The sequence below is a fragment of the Sphingopyxis sp. OPL5 genome (assembly GCF_003797775.2).
Classification (GTDB): domain Bacteria; phylum Pseudomonadota; class Alphaproteobacteria; order Sphingomonadales; family Sphingomonadaceae; genus Sphingopyxis.
Window position 1 is genome coordinate 3,155,518 of sequence record NZ_CP060725.1, and the last position, 25,571, is coordinate 3,181,088.

Here is a 25,571-nt window from a genome sequence, read left to right on the forward strand (position 1 = left end):
ACCGTTTATTTCCAGCGACGAGTTGAGCGAGAGGAGTCCCCCATGCCCCAAGCCGCGTCCGTTCCCCCGTCCCGTCATCCCCCAATCCGCCCCGCGAAAAGGGCGAACGCTCGCCGGGCGTGAAGCTGGTGATCGCGGTGCTCATCGCGGTTGCGCTGATGGTGCCGCTGCTGATGGTCTATGGGCTGCTGTGGGACCGGCAGGAACAGGCGCAGACCGCGCAGGCGTCGATCGGGCAGGGCTGGGGCGGGCAACAGACGATCGCCGGGCCGGTGATCGTCATCCCCTATCGGGCGACCGAGACACAGACGGTGACCGAAAATGGCCGCGATGTGACGCGGTCGGTGACCGTTCTTCGAAACCTCTATCTCTCGCCGCAGGCGAACAAGGCCGACGTCGTCATCAAGCCCGAGACGCGCAAGAAGGCGATTTACGAGACCGTCGTCTATGAAAGCCAGATTTCGGGGAGCGCCGATTTCGTGCTGCCCGCCGACATCGCGCGCTATGGCGTGGCGCGCGAGGCGCTGTTGCTCGACCGCGCCGAACTGCGGCTCGGCGTCAGCGACGCGCGCGGCCTCGTCGACGGCAACAGCCTGGCGGTGAACGGCACCGCGGTGCCGCTGCAGCCCGGCAAGGGGCTGCTCTCGACCGGCAATTCGGGAACCTTCGCCTTCGTCGACTGGACCGGCGGCGCGCCGATGAAGGTCGATTACAAGATCGGGGTGCGGGGCTTGGGTGATTTCCGGCTGGTCCCGCGCGGGGTCGATACGCGCTGGACGGTTAAGTCGAGCTGGCCGAACCCCAGCTTCGGCGGCGATTTCCTGCCCGCGACGCGCAGCGTGACGGGGAACGGCTTCACCGCGACCTATGCGATCCCGAACCTCGCGCTCGGACAGGCGCAGGTGCTGACCGGCGACCTGTCGGCGCCGGAGGTGAGTTATGGCGGCGGGCGCGACCAATATGTCGAAACCGCCGCGGTCGAAGCCGTCGCGGCGGCCGCCGACGGCGCGAGCGAGGCGTCGGGCGGTACCGCCAAGGCGATCGCGATCAGCCTGATCGAGCCGGTCGACCTCTACAGCCAGGTCGATCGCAGCATCAAATATGGTTTCCTGTTCATCGGCTTCACCTTCGTCGCCTTCCTGATGTTCGATGTCATCGCCGGTGCGCGCGTCGCGGCGGCCGAATATCTGCTGACCGGTGTGGCGCTCGTGCTGTTCTTCGTGCTGCTGCTCGCCTTCGCCGAGGTGATCGGTTTCCTGTTCGCCTATCTGCTCGCGGCGGGCGCGATCATCGGCTTGCTCGCGGCGTATAGTGCGGCGGTGCTCAAGAGCTGGAAACGCGCGCGGTTCCTCGCGGCGATGCTGCTCGGGCTTTATGCGCTGCTCTATGTGCTGCTCAACCTCGAGGCCTATTCGCTGCTGATCGGGTCGGTGCTGATGTTCTTCGCGCTCGCGGGCGTGATGTACATGACGCGGAATATCGACTGGGGCGGGGTCGGGAAGAAGAGCGAGGTGGCGGCCTAAACCTCGTCATTGCGAGCGAAGCGAAGCAATCCAGGGCGGTTTACGCGAGCTCTGGATTGCCGCGTCGCTTCGCTCCTCGCAATGACGAGCCGGGTTACCGCCAGCGCAGGTTGTCGCGTGACAGGTCCGCGAGGCTCTTCGCCCCCATTAGCTTCATCCCGCGCTCCATCTCGGCGCGGAGCAGGGCGATCGCGCGGCTCACGCCGTCCTCACCCGCCGCCGCCAGCGCGTAGAGATAAAGCCGCCCGCCCGAGCAGGCCTTCGCGCCGACCGACAGCGCCTTCAGCACATGCGTCCCGCGCGTGATGCCGCCGTCGCAGATCACCTCGATCCTGTCGCCGACCGCGTCGACGATCTCGGCGAGCGCGTCGAAGGGTGCGCGGCTGCCGTCGAGCTGGCGCCCGCCATGGTTCGACACCATGATCGCACTCGCGCCGATGTCGACCGCGCGGCGCGCATCCTCTACCGCGACGATGCCCTTCAAACAGAAGGGGCCGTCCCATTGTTTGCGGATCGCCTCGGCGCGCTTCCAGTCGAGGCTCTGGTCGAGCATCGAGGTGAAATATTCGGCGACCGATTTGGGCACGCTCGACCCTTCGGAGACATGCGTCGCGAGGTTGGGCAGGCTGAATTTCTCGCGCAGCACATAGTTGAGGCCCCAGCCGGGCTTGATCGCATAGCTGAGCATGTTGCCCGGCGTGAAGCGCGGCGGCGAGGTGAAGCCCGAGCGCAGGCAGCGTTCGCGGTTGCCCCCGACGATCGTGTCGACGGTGAGCGCGACGGCGTCGAACTTCGCGGCGCGCGCCGCGTCGAGCATCGCGGTGTTGAGGCCTTCGTCATGGTGGACGTAGAGCTGGAACAGCTTGGGGCCGTCGGTGAGCGCGCCCGCTTCGGCGAGGCTGATCGTCGCGAGGCTCGAGATGCCGGCAACGGTGCCGGCGTTCGCCGCGGCGCGCAGCACCGCCCGCTCGCCCTGCCAGTGGAAGAGGCGCTGGAGCGCGGTCGGCGAGAGGAAGAGCGGCATCGCCATCTCGCGCCCGAACAGGGTGGTGCGCATGTCGACGCTCTCCACCCCTGCGAGGACGCGGGGGATGAGGTCACAATCGTCGAAGGCGGCGCGGTTGCGGCGGCGGGTGACCTCGTCGTCGGCGGCGCCGTCGATATAGTCGAACACCGGCCAGGGCAGGCGCCGCTTCGCGAGGGCGCGGAAATCGTCGATATTGTGGCAGTCGGTGAGTTTCATTGGGGCCCCGCTTTTTTTGTCATTGCGAGCGTAGCGAAGCAATCTCCAGCCCTCAATGTCGCGCAAGGCCGGGGACTGGGGATTGCCGCGTCGCTTCGCTCCTCGCAATGACAAGGAATTAGAAAACCGTCCGCGCCGCGACGGTGCCCTTGCTGGCGAAGCTGAAGCGCGGTTCGACGGGCAGGTTTTCGTCGAGGATATGCGCGGCGACGCGCTTGCCCACCGCGGGGCCGTTCTTGAAGCCGTGACCCGAGCCGCCGCCGACAAGCCAGACATGCGGCTGGCCGGGGAAGCGGTCGATCAGATAGTCGCCGTTCGAACTGTTCTCATATTGGCAGACGCGCCCGCCGATCAGCGGCGCGGTCGCGAGGCCGGGAAAGCGGCGCGCGACATAGGCGCGCGCCTCGGCGATGCCCGCGGGGGTGAGGGCGCGCTCCTGCGTGTCGGGGTCGACCACCGGACCATGCACGTCGATCGCGATCTTGAACCCCGCGCCTTCGAGGTCGGGGATGCCATAGACGATACGGCCGTTGTTGAAATCGGCCCACACCGGCAGGTTCGGCGGGGCGAAGCGGGTGTCGCCCTGCGGTGCGCCGAAATGATAGACCTCCTGCCGCGTTGCGACGATCTTGCCCATCAGATGCTGGGGGAAGATTTCGGCGAGCCAGGGTCCGCAGGCATAGACGAGATGGTCGGCGGTGCCGCCGTCGGGCAGCGTGTGGCGCTGGATCTTCTTCGACAAGAGCGGCGCGGGCATGACCACGGGCTCGACCGTAATCTGTGCGTCGGCGATCACTTCCTGCACGCCGCGTGCGGCGATCAGCGCGCCGGTTTCGGTTTCGAGGATGCCGGTTTCGCCCTGGTAGAACTGGATCTGGCGATATTTATTCTGGAGCCAGCTTACGTCGCCCTGTTCGTGGCCGATGCGGTTCGCCTGGAGCCAGGCGAGCGACTGCGCGGTATAGGCGTCGCCCTGCGGCGCGAACCAGAGCACGCCGGTGTTGTGGAAGATCGGCGCGCTCGCGCTGTCGGACAGCTCTTTCCAATAGGGCAGGGATTCGCGCGCCATCTCGGAATAGATGGTGTCGGCGCCATAGCCCATGCGGATGACGCGGCTTTCGCCAGCCGACGAGGCGCGCGCATTGGCGGCGCCATAGGCGTCGAACAGACGCACCGATTTGCCCGCGCGCAGCAGGTGCCAGGCGGTCCAGGCGCCGAACACCCCGGCACCGATCACCGCGACATCGACATGCTGGACGGTCGGTTTGGCGTCCTTTCGCTTTTTCGAACGGCGCTCCTTGCGCTCGGCCGCCGCGACGGCGGTCGCCACGGGGAGCGCGGCGAGACCGGTGAGGAGGGCGCGGCGCGTCGTCATCGCGTCGCCCAGGCGATCAGCGCGCGGCCGGCGCCGCCGAGTGTCGCCAGATCGGCGATGTCGTCGAGCAACCAGCATTCGCCGGGCTGCCATCGACCGGCGCCCACCGTGCCGCCGCCGTCGATCGGGATGAACCAGATAGGGCCATGGGCGCCGAGTTGGGGCAGCGCGCCGAAATCCTCGCTATGCGCATCGATCAGCACGAACTTCGGGCCGTCGACGAGGCGGTCGATGCCGACCGCGATTGGCGTGCGCAGGTTCGCGGTGAGATAGGGACCGGCTTCGGCACAGGCCATCGCTTCGTCGAGATGCAGGTCGCGCGGGCGGCCATAGTCGTAGAGGCGGTAGGTAATGTCGGCATATTGCTGCACCTCGATCAGCGTCAGCCCGCCGCCGATCGCGTGGATCGTGCCGGGGGTGACGTGGAAATGATCGCCCGGCGCGATGGCTTTCCAGTCGATGAGGTCTTCGATGCTGCCGTCGAGCGCGGCAGCGCGGAGCCGATCGGGTGACACACGCTGTTCGAGGCCGAGGCCGATCACCGCGTCATCCTCGGCGTCGAGGATCACCCACGCCTCCTCCTTGCCCTGCCGCGCGCCGGCGGCGCGTGCTTGCGCGTCGTCGGGGTGGACCTGCACCGACAGCGCTTCGGAGGTGAAGAGATATTTGACGAGCAGCGCGGGTTCGGGCGAGCCCGCGGGCAGTTCGAACCAGATTTCGCCGATCCGCTCGCCGCCTGCATCGAACAGCGGGCCGATGTCGTCGCGGCCCCATGGCTTGGCGACGCGGCGCGGGATCAGGCGGGTCGCTGGCACGCCGTCAGTTGCCCTTCTTGTAATAACGATAGCCGCCGATCCAGGTTTCGAGCGGCGTCATGCGGCGGATCTCGTCGGGGCTGGCGAGCATCGGGTCGCTGTCGACGATCAGGAAGTCGGCGCGCATGCCGGGCATCAGCGTGCCGATGCGGTCCTCGGCAAAGCCCGCATAAGCGGCAGTGCGGGTGAAGCCGTCGAGCGCGGTTTCGCGGTTGACCGCTTCCTCGGGGCGCCAGCCGCCGAAGGGCTGGCCGCTCGCGTCGGTGCGCGAGATCGCGGCGGCGATGCCGGGGAAGGGGTTGGCGCTTTCGACAGGGACGTCCGACCCGAAAGCGAGGCGGGCGCCCGCGGTCTGCAGGCTGCGCCAGGCATAGGCGCCCTTCAGCCGGTCGGGACCGAGCCGCGCCTCGGCCATCAGCCGGTCGCTGGTCTGGTGGACCGGCTGCATCGAGGCGATGACCTTCAATTGCGCGAAGCGCGGAATGTCGATCGGGTCGATGATCTGCGCATGTTCGATGCGCCAGCGCCGCTCGCCGGGCAGATCGGCGTTGAGGTCGGCGATCGCGTCGAGCGCTTCGGCATTGGCGGCATCGCCGATCGCGTGGATCGCGACCTGGAACTTGTCCATCGAGGCGCGCACCATCTTGTTGCGGAGCTGCGCCGGGGTGAGCAACGGCAGGCCCTTCTGCCCCGGCGCGTCGCTATAGGGTTGTTTCAGCCAGGCGCCGCGCGAGCCGAGCGCGCCGTCGAGATAGAGCTTCACCCCGACCATGCGCAGCCGGTCGTCATAGAGCCAGGGCGTCGGTTCGCCGCCGGCGATCAGCGTCATATTGTCGATGTCGCCGCCATAGCTCATGATCCGCACCGCGAGCTGTTTCTTGTCGCCGGCACGGCGATAGGCTTGCCATTCCTCGATCGTCGTGCCCATGTCGGCGATCGCGGTGATCCCCTGTTCGAGCAATTTCTGCTGCGCGAGATAGAGTGCGCGGTCGACGTCGCGGGCCAGCGGTTTCGGCTTGGCATTGTCGACCAGCGCCATCGCGGCGTCGACGAAGACCCCGCTGGGCTTGCCGCCCTCCATCTCGATGCGGCCGCCCGCGGGCGATTTGCTGGTCGCGGTGATCTTCGCCGCGTTCATCGCGGCGGTGTTGGCCCAACCGGCATGGCCGTCGACACGCGAAAGCCAGACCGCGCGGTCGGGCACCGCGGCGTCGAGGTCGGCGGCGGTCGGGAAGCGCCCGAGGCCCCATTTCTCCTGATTCCACCCCGATCCGATGATCCACGGCATTTCGGGATTGTCGGCGGCATATTTGCGGATCGCCGCCTGCGCCTCGGCGAGCGATTTCGTCTCGCTGAGGTCGAGCAGCATCAGCTGGAACCCCATGCCGATGACATGGCCGTGCGCGTCGATCAGCCCGGGGATCAGCGTTTTGCCCTTGCCGTCTTCCTTGAAATCGGGGCGTTCGGGGCGCTTGTCCTTGCGGTCGAGCAGCTGCTTGACCTTGCCTTGGCTGTCGATGACGAGCCCGGTGAACCGGACGAGCTTGCCGTCCTTGTCGAGCGTGATGCCGTTGACATTGTCGACCAGCGTATCGGCGTGGGCGGGGGCGGTGAGGAGGAGGGCGAGCGATGCGAGGAGGAGGCGCTTCATTTCGGCAGCCTCGTCACGAGCGAACTGGTATCGCGGCGGCCGTTGCCCGCCTTTTGGACATCGGCGTAAAATTGGTCGACGATCGCTGCGACCGGGATCGTCGCGCCGTTCGAGCGTGCTTCCTCGAGCGCCAGCCCCAGATCCTTGCGCATCCAGTCGACGGCGAAGCCGAAGTCGAATTCGTCCTTCGCCATCGTGCCCCAGCGGTTGAGCATCTGCCAGCTCGCCGCGGCGCCGCCCGACACCGCCTCGAACACCTTGTCGGTGTCGAGCCGCGAGGCTTGTGCAAAGCGCAAGGCTTCGGACACGCCCTGCAGCGCGCCGGCGATCGCGATCTGGTTGACCATCTTGGTCGTCTGCCCCGCGCCGGGGCCGCCGATATGGACCATGCGCGCGGCATAAGCCTGCATGATCGGCGCCGCGGCCTCGAACGCCGCCTTCCTGCCGCCGCACATGATCGACAGCGTGCCGTTTTGCGCGCCGGCTTCACCGCCCGAGACCGGCGCGTCGACGACGAGCAGACCGGGTTCCTCGGCCTCGACCGACAATTGCCGCGCTATGCGGGCGGAGACGGTGGTGTGGTCGATGAACAGCGCCCCGCGCCGCATCGCGCGGAAGGCGCCGTCGCGGCCGAGCGTCACCTGCGCCAGATCGTCGTCGTTGCCGACGCAGGTCAGCACGACGTCGGCGCCTTCGGCCGCCTCGGCGGGGGTCGCCGCCGCGGCGCCGCCATATAGCGCGACCCAGGCGTCGGCCTTGGCGCGGGTGCGGTTGTAGACGGTGAGGGCGTGGCCGGCTTTCGCCAGATGGCCCGCCATCGGTCCGCCCATGACGCCGGTCCCGATGAAGCTGATGCGCAATGTTTCTTCGCTCATGGGGTGGGGTCATAACGGCGGTTTGCGCGGCGCGCCAGATAGGCTAGGGCCAGCCGCGTTATGACAGAGCAACTCACCCTGACCTCCGCCGCCGATTATCCGGCGATCACATTGGACGATGTGCGCGCGGCGGCGGGACGAATTAACGGCGCGGTGGTGCGCACGCCGACGCTTCATTCGCAGACGCTGTCCGAAATGGTCGGCGCCGAGGTGTGGCTGAAGTTCGAAAATCTGCAGTTCACCGCGGCGTATAAAGAGCGCGGGGCGCTCAACGCGCTGCTGCTGCTCGACGACGAGCAGCGCGCGCGCGGCGTGATCGCGGCGTCGGCGGGCAATCATGCCCAGGGTCTGGCCTATCATGGCAAGCGCCTCGGTGTGCCGGTGACGATCGTGATGCCGAGCACGACGCCGCAGGTGAAAGTGTCGCAGACCGCGAGCCACGGCGCGACGATCGTCCTCCATGGCGAGAAGTTCGACGACGCCTATGCTTATGCGCGCGAACTGGAAATCGAACGCGGGCTGACCTTCGTCCATCCCTTCGACCATCCGCATGTCGCGGCGGGGCAAGGGACGGTGGCGCTCGAAATGCTCGAGGATGTCCCCGAACTCGACACGCTGATCGTGCCGATCGGCGGCGGCGGGCTGCTCGCGGGCATGGGCACCGCGGCGCGCGGGATCAAGAACGACATGCGCCTGGTGGGCGTGCAGGCCGAGCTTTATCCGTCGATGTACGCCGAGCTGAACGGCGTCGACATGGCGTGCGAGGGCGACACGTTGGCCGAGGGGATCGCGGTGAAGGAGCCGGGGTCGTACACGCGCAAGCTCGTCGCGCAGCTCAACGACGATATCGTGCTGGTGGCGGAACGCCATCTGGAGCGCGCGGTGAGCTTGCTGCTCCAGATCGAAAAGACCGTGGTTGAGGGCGCGGGCGCGGCGGGGCTCGCGGCGATGCTCGCGCATCCCGAGGAGTTCAAGGGCCGCAAGGTTGGCCTCGTGCTGACCGGCGGCAATATCGACACGCGGCTGCTCGCCAATGTGCTGCTGCGCGATCTCGCGCGCTCGGGGCGGATCGCGCGGCTGCGCATTCGCTTGCAGGACCGTCCGGGCGCGCTGTTCAAGGTGATGAAGCTGTTCGACGAGAAGCAGGTCAACATCATCGAAATCTATCACCAGCGCATCTTTACCACCTTGCCGGCGAAGGGCCTGATCACCGACATCGAATGCGAAGCACGCGACCGCGAGCATCTCGACAGCCTGGTGACCGCGCTCCGCGATGCGGGCTATATGGTGACGACGGTCGAGCTGGCGTAAGCTTCGACGCCCTCTCCTTCAGGGGAGGGCAGCGAGACTTACGAACTTGTTCGTTAGTCGCAGCGGGTGGGGGCCATCGGCCTTGCACAAGGTTGCGAGTCCCCACCCCAACCCCTCCCCTAAAGGGGAGGGGCTTGCTATGCTCTACCCATGAAATCCTTCACCCTCTCCCTCACCGCCACCCCCGACAGCATCGACGAGCTCGGCCATGTCAACAATGCCGTCTGGGTCCAGTGGATCCAGCAGGTCGCGACCGGCCATTGGGACGCCGCGGCGCCGCCATCGCATAAGGACGCCTATATCTGGGTCGTGGTGCGCCACGAGATCGATTACCTCCGCGCGCTCGGCCCCGGCGAGACGGTGACCGCGCGGACGTGGGTCGCCGACAAGCCGCAGGGGGCGAAGTTCGACCGCTTCATGGAATTCACCGGCGCCGACGGCAAAGTCCATGTCCGCGCGCGCACCGTGTGGGCGCTGCTCGACAAGGCAAGCGGCCGACCGCTGCGCGTGACGGCGGAGGTGGTGGCGCCGTTCCTCGGTCCGGAAGCGTGACGCTTTCGATCCGCCCCGCCACGTCCGACGATGCCGCGGCGATCTGGGCGATTATCGAACCGACGATCCGCGCGGGCGAGACCTATACGCTCGACCGCGACATGCCTGAGGCCGAAGCGCTCGCTTACTGGTTCGCGGCGGACAAGGCGGTGTTCGTCGCCGAGGAGGACGGCTTCATCCTCGGCACCTATTATCTCCGCGCCAACCAGGCGGGTGGCGGGGCGCATGTCTGCAATTGCGGCTATATGACCGGCGCCGCCGCGACCGGGCGCGGGGTGGCGCGGGCGATGGCGCTGCATTCGTTCGAGCAGGCAAAGGTGCGCGGCTTTCGCGCGATGCAGTTCAACTTCGTCGTCGCGAGCAACGCCCGCGCGGTCGGGCTGTGGCAATCTTTGGGGTTCGACATCGTCGGGCGGTTGCCGGGGGCGTTCGACCATCCGGCGCGGGGCTTTGTCGATGCGCTGGTGATGTTTCGGGCGCTGTGATTATTCTCTGGCGCGTTCGCTGAGCGGCCTTGCCTCGAGCGCGTTCAGCGCTCTCAATATCGCGCCATGAACATCGCCAACCTCTTCGAAGAGCGTGCGATACACGTCGCTGATCCGCTCGCTATAGGCGTCGATGCGCGCAAGCTGGTCGCGGCCCGCGTCGGTGAGCCGAAACATCTTGCGCCGCGCGTCGCCGGGGTCGGGGTGCTGGGTGACCAGCCCGAGGCGGAGCAGCGCCGGGCATTTCTGCATCACCAGCTGGTGCGACTGCCCAAGCGTGCGTGCGAGTTCGGCTGCAGACGCCTCGCCCGCCTCGCCGAGCGCGGTGAGCAGCGAGCAGGAGCGCACCGGGACGACGATGCCGGCGGCGTCGAACAGCGGACGCGTCTGTTCCTCGATTCGCGTGCTCAGCGCTTCGCTGAGGCGGCCGAGGAACGAGATGTCGTCGAGATCGGACGCGGTATCAGGGGAGGCGGGCATAGTCGGTCGTCGTTCCGTCGCGGTCGATGCGGGTGAGCGCGACGATCTTGCCGCCTTTGCGCGCGATGCGAAAGCGGAAGTCGCGCACCCCTTCGATCGCCAGCAGGTCGCCGCCCAGCGGTTCGAGCGTGAGGCGGAGCCGTTCGCGCCAGGTATAGAGCAATTTGCCATCGACCAGGTCGATGCGCCGGCCTTCATAACGGCCGGCGATCGCTTTCAGCGCTGCGGCGGTCGGCGCGGGGCGTGGGGCGAGCATCGGCGCGAGCCAGTCGGCTTCGGCCTGTTTCGCCGGATCGGCTTTGGCGAGGTCGGTGAGCGCGAGGCGGTGCGCGACGGCGAGCGCGTCGGCGGAGGGGACGAGATGGTCGGGGGTCACGCCCTGTCCCTCGAAATCGCCGCGGTCGACGGGATCGCGGATCTGGCCGATCGGGACCTGCAGGAAGAAGTCGGTGCCGACGGGCTTGCGGTCGACCGGATGCGCGCCGCCCGCGGTGCGCTCGCCGACCAGCGTCGCGCGGCCGAGCTTCTTGAGCGTATAGGCGAACCATTCGGCGGCGGAGAAGCTGGTCGAACCGGTGAGGACATAGACGGGCTTGCCGGTCAGCCGCTTGGCGGGCAGCGCGGGGAGCACCCATTGGCCGCGCGCGACGCGGCGACCGTCGAGGTTGTAATCATAATCGAACAGCTCCTGGTCCTTGTCGCCGGGGAACAGCTGGCTCGCGAGCAACTGCGCCATCTCCAGATAACCGCCATTGTTGTAGCGCAGGTCATAGATCACGGCGTCGCCATTCTCGACGAAACGCATTGCCGCCGCGGCGGCGTCGTAGCCGAGTTCGGGGTCGGCGAAATGCGACAGGTCGACATAGGCGATATTGCCGTCGAGGTAGCGCAGTCCGGTGAAGCCGAAATTGGTTCGCGCCTCGTCGCGGCGGTCTTGTTCGCGCAGCGCGGCGGCGCGCGCCGGGTCCTGCTTTGCGGCATAGTCGGCGACCCATTCGGGATCGACCCCGACCGAAAAATGCAGGTCGTTGCTGGCGGCGATCAGGTCGTCGGTGAGCTCGCTCGCCAGCTTGCGCCGGTCGGCCGCCGCATCATAGGCGCCGGCGTCGAGATTGCGACGCAGCGTCGCGGCGATCGTCTTCGCCTTGTCGGGAAAGACATAATTCGCCTCGAGCGTCGCGCCCAGCTGTTCGACGACGGCGCGTTTGTCGGCGGCGGTCAGCGGAGCTTCGTCGGCCATGGCCGGCGTGACGAGCCATGCGGTCGTGGCAGCAAGGAGGATGGTCCAACGCTTGGTCTTCATGGAGATTGCACCTGCGATTCGATTTATACAATATATTGCGCAATATATTGTATAATGCCTCGGCGCAAGGGGCGTTGTCGATACGGACAGGCAAAGACGCGGGAACCATCGCCGCGAGCGGCGGGTTTTCGGGGGCAGCAGGCGGGCGTGAAAGAGGAGTGATCGCCATGGAAACGCAATTGCTGCACCGCGGCCGGCTGATCGACCATATCCAGTTGGTGGTCGCCGACCTCAAGGCGAGCCGGACTTTTTACGACGCGATCTTCGACGCGCTCGGGGTGCCGATCGGCGGCGCGGGCGAGGATTATTTCTGGATCGACGAATTGTTCGTCTCGACCGCCGACAGCGACGCCGCGCAGGGCAAGCTGACAGGGCGGCACCATCTGGCTTTCCAAGCCGCCGATCGCGCGATGGTCGACGCCTTTTACAACGCGGGGCTGGCGGCAGGCGGCACTGACCATGGCGCGCCGGGCGAGCGACCCTATCACCCCGGCTATTACGCGGCCTTCCTGCTCGACCCCGACGGCAACAATATCGAAGCGGTCTATCATGGGGACCATGAGCGAAGCGCGCTGTCGGTGGAGATCCGTTTCTAGCTCGCCTCAGACATAGCCCACCCAGCCGCGCCAGGTGAAGGCGGCGTAGAATTGCTCGACCCCGGTGAAGCCCGCCGCGCGCAGCACGGCTTCGTCGGCCTCGGGGCTGAGCATCGCGACATGGGTGGCGACCGCCTCGCGGCCCTTTGCGACCTGATCGGGATCGCCGCCCGACGCGATGGCGAAGGCGGCATAGCGGTCGAGCCAGCGGTCGCGCTCGCCCGCGCCTTGCGGGAAGCTGCCATGCGCGGCGACAAACGGCGCGCCGGGTTTCAGGCGGCGGCGGATTTCCGACACGGTGCGGATGCGTTCATCGGTTGCGAGGAAGTGGAGGGTGAGCAGGCACACCGCGCCGTCGAAGGGGCCGGCGGGGGCGTCGTCGATCACGCCCTCGACCAGCTCTGCGCGATCGGCGTTCGCGCCAAGCGTCTGCGCGGCCAGGCGCAGCATCGCGCCGGCGGGATCGACGCCGGTGAAGGTCCAGCCGGGATAGGCGTCGGCCAGCGCCTTCAGCTCAAGTCCGCCGCCCGCGCCGAGCACGAGGATATGCGCATCAGCGGGCACGCGCTCGGCGAGCAGCAGGCCGGTCATGCGGTGCAGCGCGTCGAGGCCGGGGACGAAACGCCGCGGCCCTTCGGTGTAGCGCGCGACCGCGGCCGGATCCTTGAAGCTGTCGAGGAAATGTTGCGCGCCTTCAGCCATGACTATGCTCCTGTGCAAGATGGGATCGCTCCGCCATGCGCGCGTGGAAATCGGCGCTGAGCTGCGCCAGCGTGACGCCGGCGAAACGATCAAGGAGCAAGCCCTCGGCATCGCGAAAGGCGGGGTCGAGCGCGGCGTTGACCGCTTGTTCGACGAGGCAGCCGGGCGCCTCGCTGCGATTGCCCATTGCCATCAGCCCGGGGCGGCCGATCGCATCATAGACGTCGCGCATCGTGATGGCCGACAGATCGCGCGCGATTGTCCAGCCGCCGCCATGGCCCTTTTCGCTATGCACGAACCCCGCGTCGCGCAGCCCGCCGAGGATGCGGCGGATGACGACCGGGTTGGTCTGCATCGCTCTGGCGAGCTGTTCCGACGTCATCGGCGTTTGATGCTCCGCCATGTGGAGCAGGACGTGCAGGACGCCCGAGAGTCGGCTGTCTCGATTCATGTAACTTTAAATAGTGCGTGATTGGGCAATGTCAACCAAGCTGAGTTGTTAGAATAATACAGTTGTTGACCGGCACGGGCCGAATCGCATAGATGCTCCCGCCCGGGGATTTTCATTGGGGCGCTGATGCGATGAAGATTCCAGCGATATTGGCGATGCTCGCCGCGCTGTCGGCTTGCGCCGCAAATCCCGCCGTTCCGGCTTCTGTTTCGGTCGCGGCGCCCGCTGGCGCCGAAGTCGAGATCGTGCGCGACGATGCGGGGTGGCAGGCGCGTTTCCGTTTCGCCGAAGATGCCCCGATCTGGGCGTTCGAGCGGTCGGCGCTGCTGCGCCGCGAAGAGACGCCCTGGCGCCCGAAAAGCTGGGAGGTGGCGACGCCGGGGGTGTCGCTGGTCCGGATCGGCGACTTTGACGCGCTGGTCGCCGACACGGGGACCGTCCCGCGCGAGGTGGTGATCCGTTTCCGCCCCCTCGCCGAGGATATCATCGCCGATTATGATCCGGCGATCATCCTGTCGGACGGTTCGCTCGCTATCTACGGCGGGCATTTCAACGCTTTCCCGATGGACAGCCGCGAGGCGGTCGCGGCGCTGCGCGAGCCGAAGGAATATCCGACGCGGATCGCGCTGACCGCGGCGGGCGCGCCCCTGCTGTTCGACGGCCAGCGGGTGACGCGCGCCGAGGCGGTGGGCGATCGTTATGTCTATGTCGGCGACGTCGCGATGGCGCCGGGCGACCCGGTCGCGACGATCCTCGACCCTGGCCTGCCGGGCTGGATTTCGGGGCAGCTGCGCGATTTCACCCCGTCGGTGTTCCGCGATTTCGAGGCGATGATGGGCGCGCACAAGAGCAGCCGGCCGATGGTGATCGCGAGCTGGGCGGGCTCGGAGTTTCGTGGGGCCAGCACCGGTGGCAGCGTGTCGCCCGGGCTGATCACGATGCGGCTCGAAGGCACGCAGCTCTTGAAGGAGACGCCGGGCGCGCTTCACCGGATGCGCTGGTTCATCGCGCATGAGGCGGCGCATTTCTGGCTGGGGCAGACGGTCGGCTATGCGACCCCCGACGAGGCGTGGATCACCGAGGGCGGTGCCGATTATCTGGCGATGGGCGCCGCGTTGCGCGCCAATGCCGGGTTCGATGCGGTCGACTTCCTGGCCAAGGCGCGCAGCGACTGTGCGGCCGCGCTGGCCAAGGGGCCGCTCGCCGATGCAAGGCGTCGCAATGATCAGCGCGCCTATTATGCCTGCGGGTCGCTGTTCGCGGCGGCGGTCGAGGTCGCGCGGCGGCCGCGCGGCAAGGGCTTCGCCGATTTCGTGCGCGGGCTGATCGCCACCGACAAGGACGGCAAGCTGACCGCACAGGAGTGGCTGACCGCCGCGCGCAAATTCGGGGTGCCGTCCGAACAGATCGCGCGGATCGAAACGCTGCGCGCAGGGATGCTCGATGCGGCGCCGGTGATCGCGGACTTGCTTGGCGATTGACCGGGGCAGGCAAAGCGGTTAGCCACGCCCGCGATGACCGACGCCCTGCAACCCCGATTCAAGGCATATTGGCGCTCCTTTACATAGGAGCGGCATGGCATCACCTTTGACCATCGCCGCCGTGTTCGGACAGGCGAATGGTTATCCATCTTTTCCCCCATCCGGTCACGGCGCGCGCATTCTGGAAGACGCGACATGACCGATACATTGCTTGCCCTCTCGACCGACCGGTGCCGTATCGCACCGCTCCACGCCGACGATGCCGCCGCGCTCGCCGCGATCACCGATGCGTCGGTGACGGCGCAGGTACATTTCCTGCCAACGCCCTTCACCGAGGCCGATGCCCGCGCGCTGATCGCCGGGTCGGGCGGCGGCGATGTGTTCCATGCGGTGCGCGACCGCGGCGAGGGACGGCTGCAGGGCGTGATCGGCGTCCACCGCCGCGACGCGCGCGAGGTCGAGGTCGGTTACTGGTTCGCTGCCGCGGCGCGCGGTCGGGGTTTGGCAACCGAGGCGGTCAATGCGGTGGTGCGCGAAATTGCCGGCTCGCGCCCGGGGGCGGCGATCGTGGCCGAATGCCATCCGGACAATGAACGGTCGCGCGCGCTGCTGCGGCGCGTCGGTTTCCTCGCGACGGGGCAGATCGGACGGCGGCCGGGCCGGGTGCTGATGAAATGGCGCCCGGGATCGGGGATCGACGTGTGCTGATCAGGTGAAGGACGATACGACTTCGACTAGCGAATTGGCGTCTCAGTCCAGCGATGTCTCAAGAATGTCGTCCCCCGAGCGTGGCTGGGGATCTGCTTCCAGTCGCAAGCCTCGCGCGGAAAGCGCCGAGAGGAAGCGATCCCAATAGGGCTGCCAATCCTCCAGTGCGTCCGTGATACAGGTCCGTTCGACGCTGACAAAAGCGCTGTCGGACCCAGGTTTGCGGATCGTCTGGATCATCACGCTGACCCGCGGACTTTGCAGGATGTAGATTTCGATTGTGTCGCCAACGACGCTGGCCGTGCTCATCCCGAGATCAGGCTCGGCGCGCTCGAACACGCTCTGGAGTTTCGCAAAGGCCTCCGGGTCGAGAGTAAGGATACCCGATGCCTTTGGCCCGGCTCTCGCCGGATCGGAACACATGGTTTCTGTCGCGGCGGCGGGCTGCGTGGCCAGCGGCGCCGAAAGGATCAATGCACATAGACAAGCGCGAAGCGGCCGCCTCATGCTACCTCTTCCTTCAGCGCCTTGACGATCGCCGCGACCGAGGTCGGGGCGTAAGCGAAGCCCATATGGCCGCAGTCGACCTCGACCTGGCGGTCGCTTTCGTGCGGGGCGCCGCGCGCGCTGTTGACCGCGACGACGCCGTCGTGCGCCGACCACAGGGCGAAGGTCGGCATTTCGGGGCGCGGCGCGGGATGGAAGTCGATCGGCGGATTGTCGACCGGGTGGCGCGCGATCAGATGATAGAGCCGCCAGGCGCGGTTGGCGCGGCGGCTACCCGAAAAGGGCGAGCCGAGGGTGACGACGCGCGCGACCTTGCCGGGATGATGTTTGGCATATTCGCGCGCGTAAATGCCGCCAAGGCTCCACCCCACCAGCGCGGGCGCATGGCCGGTGCGATCGATGATCCATTGCACCCGCGTGTCGATGCGCTCGATGATGTCCGCCGTCGCGCCGCGGTTGAAGCCCAGACCCCAGCCGTAACAGCGAAACCCCGAGCGGCGGAGGTCGCCGCGCAGCGCCTTGGTCGCCCAGTCGCCCGACAGGAAACCCGGCAGCACCATCACCGGCGGATGCTCGCTGTCGGGATTGGGTTCGGGCGGCATCGCGCGGATGCGGCCCCACAGCGCGCGCAGCAGCGACGTCGCCTCGCGCCACAGCAGCCCGAGCGACGGCGGCGCGTCGGGATCGGCGATGCGCGCCGGCCATTCGGCGCGCCGGGCGAGGAGGTCGCGGAGCATGCGGGCGATATAGTCATTACTGTTACCCGGCGAAAGGCGTCCGGAGGCACGGGACTCCGGACGCGGTCCAGCAGGATTGCGCAAACTTTCCTGGGCCCCGGCGTTCGCCGGGGAACATTCAACCCTTGGGGACGAGCTTCACCAGCTTGCCGTCGCTGCCGTCGGTGAGCAGCCAGACCGACCCGTCCCCGCGCACCTCGACCTCGCGGATGCGCTTGCCGAAGTCCCAGCGGTCGGATTTGTGGAGCTTGTCGCCGTCGATGGCCATGCGGATCAGCCCTTCGCCCGACAGCGCGCCCATCAGCAGGCTGTTCTTCCAGCCCGGATAGAGGTCGCCGTCATACCAGACGAGTCCGGCGGGCGAGACCGAGGGGTTCCACCACAGTTTCGGCGCCGCGAATTCGGGGCGCGTCGGGTGGTCGGGGATATCCTTGCCGTCATAATGGTCGCCGTTCGACACGATCGGATAGCCGTAATTGGACTTCGCCTCGACCAGATTGACCTCGTCGCCGCCCTTGGGCCCCATTTCCTGGTTCCAGAGTTTGCCCGACCCGTCGAAGGCGAGGCCGAGGATATTGCGGTGGCCGAGCGACCAGATTTGCGACGTTACGCCGCCTTCGGACGCGAAGGGATTGTCGGCGGGGACGCTGCCGTCGGGATTGAGGCGCAGGATTTTACCGAGATTGGCCTTCATGTCCTGCGCGGGGTCGAATTTCTGACGCTCGCCCGACCCGATGAACAGATATTGGCCGTCGGGCGAGAAAGCGAGGCGGTGCGAGAAATGGCCGCGGCCGCTGACCTTCGGATCCTGTTTCCAGATGATCTGCAGGTCCTTCAGGGCAGGGGCACCGCTCTGGTCGAACCGGGCCTTGCCGACGACCGCGCCATAGGTGCCGCCGCTGCCTTCCTCGACCCAACTGAGATAGATGGTGCCGCTGGTCGCGAAATCGGGCGCGGCGATCACATCGCCGAAGCCGCCCTGGCCGCCATAGGCCACGGTCGGTACGCCCGCGACGTCGATGGGCGCGCCGCGCTCGCTCCATAATTTCAGCTTGCCTGACTTTTCGGTGACGAGCGCGAAGGGGGTGCCGGGCAGGAAGGTCATCGCCCAGGGTTCGTTGAAGCTCGCGACCTCTTGCACCGTGAAGGGGGCATCGGCGAGCGGGGTCGCGGGCTGCGCGCCATTGGCGTCGATCGTGGCCGTGTCGGTCGCGGCGGCGTCGCTAGGCGTGGCGCCCGAGGTGCAAGCACCGACCAGCATTGCGGCGGCAAGGACGAAATGAGAGGCGGTTTTCATGGCTGAGCTCGCTTGGCTGGGGGGAGGGGCGGACAATCTGGCGCGCCCGGCCCGCAAAGTCGAGGGGTCAGCGGCCCAGCGCTTCGTGGCGCGCGGCGATCGTCTCGACGCTGTCCATGATCGCGTCGATCGCCTCGCTGGCCGGCGCGGCTTCGGCGCGCTTTTGCGAGAAATGGCCGCTGTTCATGATTTCCTCGAGCGCGTGTCGCGCGCGCGACACGCGGCTCTTCATCGTGCCGAGCGCGCAGCCGCAGATGCTCGCCGCCTCCTCGTACGACATGCCGCCGGCGCCGACGAGGATCAGCGCCTCGCGCTGGTCCTGCGGCAATTCCATCAGCCCGCGCTGGAGATCTGCCATTTCGCCCGACTCTTCCTGGCTGGCGGGGGTCGACAGCGTGCGTTCTACCGCGGTCTCGTCATAGTCGCCGACGAATTTGTTACGGCGCATCTGCGACAGGAAAGTGTTGCGCAAGATGACGAAGGTCCAGGCCTTGATCGAGGTTCCCGCCTCGAACCGTTCGCGCGACGCCCAGGCCTTGACCATCGTGTCCTGCGTCAGGTCGTCGGCGAGGTCGGGATTGCCCGACAGGCTGCGGCCATAGGCGCGCAAATGGGGGATGACGCCTGCGAGCAGAGTCTTGAATTCGCGGTCGGACAGGCTTCCCCCCTCCCGCGATGAAACGGCACTGGCCTGGGTCATTCCTGATCGGGCGCTTTCTGATCGATCTGCGAGAGAAGGTCGAGCATGCCGTCGGGCAGTGGTTCGGCGACGATATTGCCGTAGATGATGCGCAATTTGTTGCTGACCGGCTCGGGCGCCTGCCGCCCGGTAAGCGCGCGATACCATTGGTCGCTGCCGGTTCCGGGAAAACTGCCCGGGCCCGACCGGCGCTCCATCGGAACACGCTGCGGGGCGCCGTCGCTTTTTGTCCTATGTTCGCCGTGCGTTGCCATGCCCGAGGAACGAAGAAGAAGGCCCCAAGTTCCCGGGTAAGGTCGTTTTTTGCGACGGATCGCGGCAGCGACAAAAGATTCGCGCGATTAACGCAAGTTAGCATAAGCCAACCGGCGGGCGTGTAGGGGTCGGCGATGCAGCGGGGCATCGCCCCGGCACGTGGGAGGGTCGTTTCTTGCTTTCTGTGATTTACGTCAGCGTGGCTGACCCCGGACTGGCGCCCGGCGATATCACCGCGATGGTGGGCGGGGCGCAGGCGAACAATGCCCGCGACGCGCTGACCGGCGCGTTGATCTACAATGGCCAGAACTTCATGCAGCTGCTCGAAGGACCGGTACCGAAGGTCGAGGCCTGCCTCGCGCGGATTCGCGCCGACCTGCGCCACAATGGCATGATCGAGATCCGCCGCCGCCGGATCGAGGAGCGCGAGTTCGCCGACTTTTCGATGCTGTACAGTCCCTTGTTCCGCAACCACGACCAGGATCTGGCTCGGCTGGCGGCGCGCGGCGTGCTCGACCCGCAGGATGAGCGGCTGATGGCGAACTTCCTTGCGCTCGGCCGGCGCAGCGGGGCGGGGTGATCGCACCCGGTCGGGATGCGCCGCCCGCGCCGCCCGTGCGCCATATCGGTTTGCATCGGTCACCGAACGGGGTAAGCCGGGACAAGATGATGTTATTCTTCAAGGCAATGCCCAAGCGTCGGGAACGACGCGCCGGATGATCAGCGACACCGCCCAGCCGCTCGACGACGCGACCTTCAAGCGTGAACTCGCCGCGATGCTCCCGCATCTTCGCGCCTTCGGCCGCAGCCTGTGCGGCAACGCCGACCTCGCCGACGACCTGGTGCAGGAAACGATGCTGAAGGCGTGGAAGGCGCGCGCGCAATATATTCCCGGGCCGTCGAGCATGAAGAGCTGGGCCTTCGTCATCCTGCGCAACTGTTTCCTGTCGCAGATGCGGCGCAAGAAATTCACCGCCGACTATGACGAACTCGCCGCCGAGCGGCTGCTCGTCGCGCCCGACGACCAGGACGACAGCCTGCATCTCGCCGACGTCCAGCGCGGGTTGCTGATGCTGCCGGTCGACCAGCGCGAGGCGCTGGTGCTGATCGGCGCGGGACAATTATCCTATGAGGAAGCGGCAGCGATCTGCGGGTGCGCGGTGGGGACGATGAAGAGCCGCGTGTCGCGCGCCCGCACCGCGCTGCAGGAGATATTGGAGGGTGGGCAGATGCCGCTGCGCAGCGCTGACACCACGGCGGCGAGCGACGCCTTTCGCGATATCATGGACGGCGTCGACAAATTGACCAGCGAGGGACCGAGCGCGGGGTAAGAAGGTCCCCCCTCGCGGGAGAGGAGAAGCGGCGTCCGTGCTTAAATCGCCAGTTGCGGGGTGAACAACAGGCTCTGGCTGATCGCGGCGCGCACCGTATTCTCGCGAAACGGCTTCGAGATCAGGAAGGTCGGCTCGACGCGGTTGCCGGTGAGCAGCCGTTCGGGGAAGGCGGTGATGAAGATCACCGGCACCGGCGCCAGAGCCAATATGTCCTGCACCGCGTCGATCCCCGACGATCCGTCCGCGAGCTGGATATCGGCGAGCACCAGCCCGGCGTCGGTCGCCTCGAACGCCGCGACGGCGTCGTCGTGGGTGGTCGCGATGCCGGCGACCTCGTGACCGAGGGCACGGACGATCGCTTCGAGCTCCATCGCGATCAGCGGTTCGTCCTCGATGATCAGCACCGAGGTGCGCGATTCGCGGTCGAGGTCGCCGACCGCTTCGGCGAGCAGGCTTTCGACGGTCGGTCCGTCGGTGCCGGTGATTATCGCCGCTTCCTCGGTCGAAAAGCCTTCGAGCGCGGTGAGCAGCAATATCTGGCGGCCGAGCGGGGTGATGCGCGCGAGACGGCGGTTGGCGGCGCGGACGATGGGGTCTTCCGCATCCTCGCTCCCCTCGCCATCGTCGATGAAGGCGCTTTCCCAGATGCGGTGAAAGGTGCGGTAGAGGTCGATGCGGATGCCGTTTTCGGACCGGAACTCGTCGGGAGCGGCGACGATGACTTCGAGCATCGTGTGGACGAAATTGTCGCCATGCTGCTGGGTACCGGTCAGCGCGCGCGCGTAGCGGCGCAGAAACGGCAGATGGCCACGAATTTCATCACCCAGGCTCATGCAAAGACCTCCCACTCAATGACGTCATACGCCGCGCCGCGCGATCGGGTTCCGATTGCTGTGCTAAATCTGCGCAACTTGTTGGCGCGCAATGCGTAAGACACCGCGGGACGCTATCAGGCTGCGGCGCGAAGGGGCGGATTTCCGCCTTTCTTTGATCCGGGTGGCCACCATGCTTTTTTGAGGACCGGTTTCATGGCACAGCGACCCCAGGGCACGGCGCGATGACGCCAGGGGACGACAGGGGGGCAAATTTGGCGGACGGTGAGGACAGGGACCTCGCGCACGATGAAAGCCGGCGGCTGCGGACGCTGCGCGAATATCGCATCCTGGACACGGCGCCCGAACCGGCATTCGACCGGGTGACCAAACTCGTCGCCGACCTGTTCGACGCGCCGATCGTGCTCGTGTCGCTGATCGACGACTGCCGCCAATGGTTCAAATCGGCCTTCGGCCTCGACGTGCCTGAAACGCCGCGCGACATCAGCTTCTGTCAGTTCGTCGTCGCCGAGGGCCGGCCGGTGGTGGTCACCGACGCCTCGACCGATCCGCGCTTTCGCGACAATCCGCTGGTCACCGGGGCGCCTGACATCCGATTCTATGCCGGGGTGCCGCTCTACGCCTATAACGGGGCCATACTCGGAACGCTGTGCATCATCGACCGCAAGCCGCGCTCGGCGCTGACGCCCAAGGAGCTCGAACGGCTCGCGGATTTCGCCTCGATCATCATGGCCGAGGCCGATCTGCGGCGGATCGGCATGGAGCGCGACGCCGCGCGCCACATGCTCGAGCGCGCGCTCGATTTTTCGGGGGTCGCGACCTGGCAGCTCGACCCGCGCACCGATGTTTTGCAATGGCACGGTGCGGTCGCCGAATTGTGGGGCGCCGATCATGACACGGCGCTCGCCACCGCCGCGCTGGCCTTCGAGCGCATCCACCCCGAAGATCATGCGCTGGTGCACGCGGTGCTCGACGATTCGATCGCGAACGGCACCCCCTATTCGGTCGAGCATCGCATCCTGCACCCCGAACACGGCATTCGCTGGCTGTCGATCCGCGGCGACTGGGACGTGCGGTCGAACGACGCGATGCTGACGGGGGTCAGCATCGATATCACCGAACAGCGCAACCGGCGCGACAACGACACGATCTTGATGCGCGAGTTGCACCACCGGATGCGCAATCTGTTCGCGACCGTCGGCGCGATCATTTCGCTGACCCGCCATGCCGCGGTCGATGTCGACGATTATGTCGAGCGGATCAGCAGCCGGCTCGATGCGCTCAACCGCGCACAGAATGTCCTGCTCGGCGCCAATTTCCTGACCGGGTCGATGCACGCGCTGCTGCGTGAGGTCGAGGCGGCGTTCCCGCGCATCACCTGGTCTGGTCCCGATCTCGAGCTGCCCGAAAATGCGGTGGTCGCGATGGCGCTGTTGTTCAACGAACTCGCGACCAATGCGGTCAAGCACGGCGCGCTCGCCAGCGAGACCGGGAGTGTCGATGTCGCCTGGTCGCAGGATGCCGAGGGCGACGCCGACCGGCAGTTCCGCCTGATCTGGACCGAGAGCGGCGGCACGCCGATCGCCGGTCCGCCGCAGCGTACCAGCTTTGGCACCTTGTTGATGGAGCGCAGTGTGCGTAATAACCTTGGCGGGACGATCGAGCGACGCTGGGAACCCGGCGGCCTGGTCTGTACCATCACATTGCCCGCGCGGTGGCGCGAAGCTTAACGATCGAGGCGGGGGCTTTATGACGTTGGAAGCGCTGGTGGCGCGCTTGCAGTTTTACAGTGACCTCGGCGCGCACGAGCGAGAGCAGATGCTCGCGCTCGGCGGCAAGGTGCGCAGCTTTGCCGCGAACAGCGAGATCGTGACCGCCGGCCAGCCGATGGACGCGGTGCTGGTGATGCGCGAAGGCTGGGCAGCGCGCTATAAGGAGCTCGAGGACGGTCGGCGCCAGATCCTCAACATCCTGCTCCCCGGCGACATCTTCGACCTGCAGGTGCTGGTGGCGGCCGAGGCCGACCACAGCGTGCTCGCGATCACCCAGGGGTCGGCCTATGCGATCGCGCCGCAAGCGGTGCGCGACCTGATGTCGGGGTCGGGCGCTCTGACCATGGCCTTCTGGTGGACGCAGGTGCAGGAGGAGGCGTTCCTGCGCGAACAGATCGTGCGCAACGGGCGCCAGAGCGCGCAGGAACGGATCGGGCACCTGCTGCTCGAACTCCATCGCCGCGCGCAGATCGTGAAGCTGGCGGGCGACGATACGCTGCGCCTGCCGATGACCCAGACGCAGATCGCCGACACGTTGGGGCTGACCCCGATCCACACCAACCGCGTGCTGCGGCGGCTGGTCCGCGAGGGCTATATCGAGATGAGCCGGCAGTGGATCCGTTTCCTCGATCCCGATGCGCTGGCGGCGATGTGCGATTTCGACCCGAGCTATTTTCACCTCGACGCGTTCCGGATGCGGCTGGGGCGGGGGTGATCGGTGCTTAGCGGCGATCCGTCGCGACGCGGCGCTCGTCGATCCACTCGCGGATGGTGAACCAGGAATAACAGAGCACCGCGAGCATCAGCACCGCGAAGACCAGATACATGGCGATGGTGAAGACAAAGCCGAAGGGATGCCCGGCCCACGACACCGTCCAATCGCGCGCCGATGAGATCTCGATAATCCCTCGATCTAACCCTGTGACCAGCTCATAGATGAAGACGCCAAGCCCTAGGAGACCCAACGGCGCGCAGGCGACAGCCCGGATCATTTCGTTGCGTGTCGGCGGTGCATCGAAATCGATATCGCCATCGATTGGATCGCGATTGCCGAAATAGGTCGATGTCCAGCTGACGATCAACACGAACAGCACCAGCGATAGATCCGGGGTTCGTCCGGTGATCAGGCTCCAGAACGCCATGAACCCCATCAGCAGCAACGGGGCCAGAATATATCGTCTCACCTTCGACGCCAAAGCCCCTGCTCCGCCCGAAAAATTGTCGTTGCGGGCATCATGCCGCAGGCGGGGCAAACCGACAAGCACGGCCTGCCGATCATCCTTAACCCAAGTTTGTTCCTTCTTTGTTCCATATGCTATGCCGGTCCGCATGAGCCGCAAGACGATTCTCCAGAAGCTCGCGCTACTCGCCGACGCTGCGAAGTATGATGCGTCCTGCGCGTCCTCGGGGACGGTCAAACGCGATTCGCTGGCGACCAGGGGCATCGGGTCGACCGAGGGCATGGGCATCTGTCACAGCTATGCCCCCGACGGGCGCTGCATCTCGTTGCTGAAAATCCTGCTCACCAATTTCTGCATCTACGACTGCCGCTTCTGCATCAACCGCGCGTCGAGCAATGTCGAGCGCGCGCGGTTTTCGCCGCAAGAGGTCGTCACGCTGACACTCGATTTCTACAAGCGCAATTATATCGAGGGGCTGTTCCTGTCGTCGGGAATCATCCGTTCCGAAGATTATACGATGGAGCAATTGGTCGAGGTCGCGCGCATATTGCGCGAGGAGCATCGCTTTCAGGGCTATATCCATTTGAAGACGATCGCGGGCGCCGACCCGGCGCTGGTCGCACTCGCGGGTCTCTATGCCGATCGCCTCTCGACCAATGTCGAGCTGCCGACCGAGGCGGGGCTGGAGAGTTTCGCGCCTGAAAAGAAACCCGCGACGATCCGCAAGACGATGGCGTCGGTGCGAGTCGGCGCCGACGACGCGATCGAGGCTGCGAAGAGCCGGCTGATCGGCAAGGCGGCACCGCCGCGCTTCGCGCCGGCGGGGCAATCGACGCAGATGATCGTCGGCGCCGACGCCGCGCGCGACGACGATATTCTCGCGGCGGCGGACAATCTCTATTCGGGCTATCACCTGCGCCGCGTCTATTATTCGGCGTACAGCCCGATCCCCGACGCGAGCAGCGCGCTGCCGCCGGTGCGCCCGCCCTTGATGCGCGAGCATCGGCTGTATCAGGCCGACTGGCTGCTGCGATTCTATGGTTTTGCGCGCAGCGAGATCATGGAGGGGGCGAGCGAGGGCATGCTCGACCTGAGCATCGATCCGAAGCTTGCCTGGGCGCTGATGCGGCGTGAGATTTTCCCCGTCGATATCAACCGCGCGCCGCGCGAATTGCTGCTGCGCGTGCCGGGGCTGGGGACGCGCGCGGTCGAGCGCATCGTCGCCGTGCGGCGTACCGGCGCGCTGCGGCTCGGCGATCTGGCGAAGCTGACGTCGTCGGTGAAGAAGCTCTTGCCTTTCATCGTCACGCTCGACTGGCGGCCGGGGAAGCTCACCGACAGCGCCGATTTGCGCGCGCGTTTCGCGCCGCCCGCGGAGCAGCTGGCGCTAGCGCTGTGAGGGAG

Annotated in this window: 28 protein-coding genes; 12 read left to right on the forward strand and 16 right to left on the reverse strand. The window is 66.6% G+C overall.

Annotated elements, in window-relative coordinates; all coding sequences use genetic code 11:
* Positions 1–119 precede the first annotated feature (119 nt).
* Positions 120–1,523, forward strand: coding sequence for a cell envelope integrity protein CreD (creD, locus tag EEB18_RS15225; RefSeq protein WP_262407948.1), 1,404 nt, complete (start codon positions 120–122; stop codon positions 1,521–1,523).
* A gap of 94 nt (positions 1,524–1,617) precedes the next feature.
* On the opposite strand, the gene EEB18_RS15230 is transcribed toward creD, so the two are convergent.
* The 5 genes from EEB18_RS15230 to EEB18_RS15250 form a co-directional block, all read right to left on the reverse strand.
* Positions 1,618–2,766, reverse strand: a complete 1,149-nt coding sequence (locus EEB18_RS15230; protein WP_187140952.1) for an alpha-hydroxy acid oxidase — start codon at positions 2,764–2,766, stop codon at positions 1,618–1,620.
* Positions 2,767–2,884: 118 nt separating this feature from the next.
* Positions 2,885–4,141: an FAD-dependent oxidoreductase gene (locus EEB18_RS15235; protein ID WP_187140951.1), complete on the reverse strand. Its 1,257-nt coding sequence runs from the start codon at positions 4,139–4,141 to the stop codon at positions 2,885–2,887.
* Positions 4,138–4,956 carry a class I mannose-6-phosphate isomerase gene (locus tag EEB18_RS15240; protein WP_187140950.1) on the reverse strand — a complete coding sequence of 273 codons (819 nt, stop codon included), beginning with the start codon at positions 4,954–4,956 and terminating at the stop codon, positions 4,138–4,140. The genes EEB18_RS15235 and EEB18_RS15240 overlap by 4 nt, the downstream gene beginning before the upstream one ends.
* Before the next feature lie 4 nt (positions 4,957–4,960).
* A complete protein-coding gene (locus EEB18_RS15245) occupies positions 4,961–6,607 on the reverse strand; it encodes an amidohydrolase (RefSeq protein ID WP_187140949.1) in 1,647 nt (548 codons plus the stop codon).
* The gene (locus EEB18_RS15250) at positions 6,604–7,482 is read right to left on the reverse strand and encodes an NAD(P)-dependent oxidoreductase (protein WP_187140948.1); all 879 of its coding nucleotides are present in this window, start codon (positions 7,480–7,482) and stop codon (positions 6,604–6,606) included. The genes EEB18_RS15245 and EEB18_RS15250 overlap by 4 nt, the downstream gene beginning before the upstream one ends.
* A gap of 60 nt (positions 7,483–7,542) precedes the next feature.
* On the opposite strand from EEB18_RS15250, the gene EEB18_RS15255 reads away from it, so the two are divergent.
* The 3 genes from EEB18_RS15255 (at position 7,543) to EEB18_RS15265 (ending at position 9,830) form a co-directional block, all read left to right on the forward strand.
* Entirely contained in the window at positions 7,543–8,793 is a 1,251-nt protein-coding gene (locus tag EEB18_RS15255; protein WP_187140947.1) for a threonine ammonia-lyase, read from the forward strand.
* A gap of 150 nt (positions 8,794–8,943) precedes the next feature.
* Positions 8,944–9,345 carry an acyl-CoA thioesterase gene (locus EEB18_RS15260; protein WP_187140946.1) on the forward strand — a complete coding sequence of 134 codons (402 nt, stop codon included), beginning with the start codon at positions 8,944–8,946 and terminating at the stop codon, positions 9,343–9,345.
* The gene (locus EEB18_RS15265) at positions 9,342–9,830 is read left to right on the forward strand and encodes a GNAT family N-acetyltransferase (RefSeq protein WP_187140945.1); all 489 of its coding nucleotides are present in this window, start codon (positions 9,342–9,344) and stop codon (positions 9,828–9,830) included. Before EEB18_RS15260 ends, EEB18_RS15265 begins: the two co-directional genes overlap by 4 nt.
* Here the strand turns inward: EEB18_RS15265 and EEB18_RS15270 are convergent, their stop codons facing one another.
* Together EEB18_RS15270 and EEB18_RS15275 are read right to left on the reverse strand one after the other, a co-directional pair.
* On the reverse strand, positions 9,831–10,310 hold the full coding sequence (locus tag EEB18_RS15270) for a MarR family winged helix-turn-helix transcriptional regulator (protein WP_187140944.1): 480 nt from the start codon (positions 10,308–10,310) through the stop codon (positions 9,831–9,833). It abuts the gene before it with no gap.
* Positions 10,294–11,613 (reverse strand): S41 family peptidase, encoded by a 1,320-nt coding sequence (locus EEB18_RS15275; protein WP_187140943.1) that lies wholly within the window; start codon positions 11,611–11,613, stop codon positions 10,294–10,296. The genes EEB18_RS15270 and EEB18_RS15275 overlap by 17 nt, the downstream gene beginning before the upstream one ends.
* 167 nt (positions 11,614–11,780) lie before the next feature.
* Here EEB18_RS15275 and EEB18_RS15280 point away from each other — a divergent pair, with 167 nt between their 5' ends.
* A complete protein-coding gene (locus tag EEB18_RS15280) occupies positions 11,781–12,209 on the forward strand; it encodes a VOC family protein (RefSeq protein WP_187140942.1) in 429 nt (142 codons plus the stop codon).
* Positions 12,210–12,215: 6 nt separating this feature from the next.
* Here the strand turns inward: EEB18_RS15280 and EEB18_RS15285 are convergent, their stop codons facing one another.
* Together EEB18_RS15285 and EEB18_RS15290 are read right to left on the reverse strand one after the other, a co-directional pair.
* Positions 12,216–12,911 (reverse strand): class I SAM-dependent methyltransferase, encoded by a 696-nt coding sequence (locus EEB18_RS15285; RefSeq protein ID WP_187140941.1) that lies wholly within the window; start codon positions 12,909–12,911, stop codon positions 12,216–12,218.
* A complete protein-coding gene (locus EEB18_RS15290; protein ID WP_187140940.1) occupies positions 12,904–13,362 on the reverse strand; it encodes an RrF2 family transcriptional regulator in 459 nt (152 codons plus the stop codon). The genes EEB18_RS15285 and EEB18_RS15290 overlap by 8 nt, the downstream gene beginning before the upstream one ends.
* A 131-nt stretch (positions 13,363–13,493) precedes the next feature.
* Here EEB18_RS15290 and EEB18_RS15295 point away from each other — a divergent pair, with 131 nt between their 5' ends.
* Both EEB18_RS15295 and EEB18_RS15300 read left to right on the forward strand, forming a co-directional pair.
* Positions 13,494–14,843: a hypothetical protein gene (locus tag EEB18_RS15295; RefSeq protein WP_187140939.1), complete on the forward strand. Its 1,350-nt coding sequence runs from the start codon at positions 13,494–13,496 to the stop codon at positions 14,841–14,843.
* A 195-nt stretch (positions 14,844–15,038) separates the two neighbouring features.
* Positions 15,039–15,551 (forward strand): GNAT family N-acetyltransferase, encoded by a 513-nt coding sequence (locus EEB18_RS15300; protein ID WP_187140938.1) that lies wholly within the window; start codon positions 15,039–15,041, stop codon positions 15,549–15,551.
* A 42-nt stretch (positions 15,552–15,593) separates the two neighbouring features.
* On the opposite strand, the gene EEB18_RS15305 is transcribed toward EEB18_RS15300, so the two are convergent.
* The 5 genes from EEB18_RS15305 to EEB18_RS15325 all read right to left on the reverse strand — a co-directional run bounded on the left by EEB18_RS15305 (position 15,594) and on the right by EEB18_RS15325 (position 18,989).
* Positions 15,594–16,058 carry a hypothetical protein gene (locus tag EEB18_RS15305; protein ID WP_187140937.1) on the reverse strand — a complete coding sequence of 155 codons (465 nt, stop codon included), beginning with the start codon at positions 16,056–16,058 and terminating at the stop codon, positions 15,594–15,596.
* Positions 16,055–16,795 (reverse strand): esterase/lipase family protein, encoded by a 741-nt coding sequence (locus EEB18_RS15310; protein ID WP_187140936.1) that lies wholly within the window; start codon positions 16,793–16,795, stop codon positions 16,055–16,057. Before EEB18_RS15310 ends, EEB18_RS15305 begins: the two co-directional genes overlap by 4 nt.
* Positions 16,796–16,913: 118 nt before the next feature.
* Complete coding sequence (locus EEB18_RS15315) at positions 16,914–18,092, reverse strand: PQQ-dependent sugar dehydrogenase (protein WP_222943107.1); 1,179 nt, start codon at positions 18,090–18,092, stop codon at positions 16,914–16,916.
* A 67-nt stretch (positions 18,093–18,159) separates the two neighbouring features.
* A complete protein-coding gene (locus tag EEB18_RS15320; protein WP_056346241.1) occupies positions 18,160–18,792 on the reverse strand; it encodes a sigma-70 family RNA polymerase sigma factor in 633 nt (210 codons plus the stop codon).
* The gene (locus EEB18_RS15325) at positions 18,789–18,989 is read right to left on the reverse strand and encodes a NepR family anti-sigma factor (protein ID WP_187140935.1); all 201 of its coding nucleotides are present in this window, start codon (positions 18,987–18,989) and stop codon (positions 18,789–18,791) included. The genes EEB18_RS15320 and EEB18_RS15325 overlap by 4 nt, the downstream gene beginning before the upstream one ends.
* Positions 18,990–19,231: 242 nt before the next feature.
* Here EEB18_RS15325 and EEB18_RS15330 point away from each other — a divergent pair, with 242 nt between their 5' ends.
* Entirely contained in the window at positions 19,232–19,627 is a 396-nt protein-coding gene (locus EEB18_RS15330) for a BLUF domain-containing protein (protein ID WP_262408246.1), read from the forward strand.
* 136 nt (positions 19,628–19,763) lie between these two features.
* The gene (locus EEB18_RS15335; RefSeq protein ID WP_262407949.1) at positions 19,764–20,378 is read left to right on the forward strand and encodes a sigma-70 family RNA polymerase sigma factor; all 615 of its coding nucleotides are present in this window, start codon (positions 19,764–19,766) and stop codon (positions 20,376–20,378) included.
* 41 nt (positions 20,379–20,419) lie between these two features.
* On the opposite strand, the gene EEB18_RS15340 is transcribed toward EEB18_RS15335, so the two are convergent.
* On the reverse strand, positions 20,420–21,214 hold the full coding sequence (locus EEB18_RS15340) for a response regulator (protein WP_187140933.1): 795 nt from the start codon (positions 21,212–21,214) through the stop codon (positions 20,420–20,422).
* 254 nt (positions 21,215–21,468) lie between these two features.
* On the opposite strand from EEB18_RS15340, the gene EEB18_RS15345 reads away from it, so the two are divergent.
* Both EEB18_RS15345 and EEB18_RS15350 read left to right on the forward strand, forming a co-directional pair.
* On the forward strand, positions 21,469–22,944 hold the full coding sequence (locus EEB18_RS15345) for a GAF domain-containing protein (RefSeq protein WP_262407950.1): 1,476 nt from the start codon (positions 21,469–21,471) through the stop codon (positions 22,942–22,944).
* Positions 22,945–22,963: 19 nt separating this feature from the next.
* Complete coding sequence (locus tag EEB18_RS15350; RefSeq protein WP_187140931.1) at positions 22,964–23,701, forward strand: Crp/Fnr family transcriptional regulator; 738 nt, start codon at positions 22,964–22,966, stop codon at positions 23,699–23,701.
* A 7-nt stretch (positions 23,702–23,708) separates the two neighbouring features.
* Here the strand turns inward: EEB18_RS15350 and EEB18_RS15355 are convergent, their stop codons facing one another.
* Positions 23,709–24,317, reverse strand: a complete 609-nt coding sequence (locus tag EEB18_RS15355) for a hypothetical protein (RefSeq protein ID WP_187669012.1) — start codon at positions 24,315–24,317, stop codon at positions 23,709–23,711.
* Between EEB18_RS15355 and EEB18_RS15360 the strand changes: the two genes are divergently transcribed.
* Positions 24,316–25,566, forward strand: coding sequence for a putative DNA modification/repair radical SAM protein (locus EEB18_RS15360; protein WP_187140929.1), 1,251 nt, complete (start codon positions 24,316–24,318; stop codon positions 25,564–25,566). The genes EEB18_RS15355 and EEB18_RS15360 overlap by 2 nt on opposite strands.
* Positions 25,567–25,571: the final 5 nt, after the last annotated feature.